Annotated in this window: 1 protein-coding gene; it reads left to right on the top strand. The window is 65.8% G+C overall.

Going from position 1 to position 2,093, the window contains the following annotated elements:
- Positions 1-183 precede the first annotated feature (183 nt).
- Positions 184-2,064, top strand: coding sequence for a propionate--CoA ligase (gene prpE / locus QRO93_RS19915; RefSeq protein ID WP_053448886.1), 1,881 nt, complete (start codon positions 184-186; stop codon positions 2,062-2,064).
- The last annotated feature ends 29 nt before the right edge of the window (positions 2,065-2,093 follow it).

The following is a 2,093-nucleotide window of genomic DNA, read 5'->3' as shown; positions in this document are numbered from 1 at the left end:
CCCCCCCCCCCCCCCCCACCCCGCCATCCCCCAGTAACCCAGCTTTTGACGTTGACGTTGATTCTGCAGGTGCAGGGCTGCAAGCCCTGCAGGACAAAACCCACCCCCTACCAAGGTAGGGCGGCCCGCGCGGCAGCGCCGGACTATCCTCGAACCCATGACTTTGTCTGGGAGGGCTGCGTCATGAACTACGAGGAAACCTACCGTCGCTCGATCGACGAGCCGGAGGCCTTCTGGGGCGAAGAAGCCAAACGCATCCATTGGCACAAACCGCCGCAGCAGGTACTCGACTACAGCAACCCGCCGTTCCGGCGCTGGTTCGTCGGCGGCGAAACCAATCTCTGCTACAACGCCGTCGATCGGCACCTGGCCGAGCGCGCCGACCAGCTCGCGCTGGTGGCCATTTCCACCGAAACCAACAGCACCCGCGAGATCACCTATCGCCAGCTGTATCGCGAGGTGAATGACTTCGCTGCCGTACTCAGGCACCTCGGCGTCGGTCATGGTGACCGCGTGGTGATCTACATGCCGAACATGGCCGAAGCCGTGTTCGCGATGCTCGCCTGCGCGCGCATCGGTGCGGTGCACTCGGTGGTGTTCGGCGGCTTTGCAGCGCATAACCTGGCGCTGCGCATCGACGATGCGAAACCGAAACTGCTGATTGCCGCTGATGCCGGCATGCGCGGTGGCAAGCTGATTCCGTACAAGGCGATGGTCGATGCGGCCTGCGCCGAGGCCAGTGCACCGCCACCGCACGTGCTGATCGTCTCGCGCGGGCTGGACGCCGCCGAACCGAGGGTGCCGGGCCGCGATGTGGAGTACGCCACGCTGCGCGCGCAGATCGGTGAGGTCGATGTGCCGGTGCAGTGGCTGGAGTCCAGTGAGCCGAGCTACCTGCTGTATACCTCCGGTACCACCGGCAAGCCGAAAGGCGTACAGCGCGATGTCGGCGGCTACGCGGTGGCGATGGCGCAGTCGATGGAGACGGTGTTCGACTGCAAGCCGGGCCAGGTGATGTTCTCCACCTCCGATGTCGGTTGGGCGGTAGGCCATTCCTACAACGTGTACGGCCCGCTGATCGGCGGCTGCACCTCGCTGTTGTACGAAGGATTGCCGACCAACCCGGACCCGGGCATCTGGTGGGCGCTGTGTGAGCAGTACAACGTGCGCACGATGTTCTCCTCGCCAACCGCCATCCGCGTGCTGAAGAAGCACGATGCAGACTTCATCCATCGCCACGATCTGCGTGCGCTGAAGTACCTGTTCCTGGCCGGTGAGCCGCTGGACGAACCGACCGCGCACTGGATCAGCGATGCACTGGGCAAGCCGATCATCGACAACTACTGGCAGACCGAAACCGGTTGGCCGGCGCTGACGCTGTTGCCGGGGCTGGACATGAAGCCGGTGCGCTTCGGTTCGCCGGGCTTCCCCAACCTCGGCTACCGCATGAAGGTGATCGACGAGAACACCGGCGAGGAAGTCGCTGCGGGGCAGAAGGGCGTGCTGGTGGTCACCCCGCCGTTGCCGCCGGGCTGCATGAGCACGGTATGGAACGACGACGGCCGTTTCCTGCAGAGCTACTTCAGCCACTTCAAGGAGCTGCTGTACAGCTCGCTGGACTGGGCCATCCGTGATGACGACGGCTACACCTTCATCCTCGGGCGCACCGACGATGTGATCAACGTGGCCGGGCATCGCTTGGGCACGCGCGAGATCGAAGAGGCCATCTCCAGTCATCCGCGCGTGGCCGAGGCGGCCGTGATCGGGGTCAAGGATGAACTGAAGGGGCAGGTGCCGCTGGTGTTCGTCACCCTGAAACAGGGCCTTGGCGGCGAGGATCCGGCGCCGGTGGTGGCCGAGATGATGGCGACGGTGACCACTTCGCTGGGCGCGGTGGCGCGTCCGGCGCACGTGCATGTGGTCAACGCATTGCCCAAGACCCGCTCCGGCAAGCTGCTGCGGCGCTCGTTGCAGGCGCTCGCCGAGCAGCGCGATCCGGGCGACCTGTCGACGCTGGACGACCCCGGTGCGCTGGAAGAGATCCGCCGGGCGCTGGGACGCTGACCCGGTAGTGGGGGGGGGGGGGGGGGGGG

The sequence above is a fragment of the Stenotrophomonas maltophilia group sp. Smal17 genome (assembly GCF_030237045.1).
GTDB classification, from domain to species: Bacteria; Pseudomonadota; Gammaproteobacteria; order Xanthomonadales; family Xanthomonadaceae; genus Stenotrophomonas; species Stenotrophomonas forensis.
This window is presented reverse-complemented; position numbering and strand designations above follow the sequence as displayed.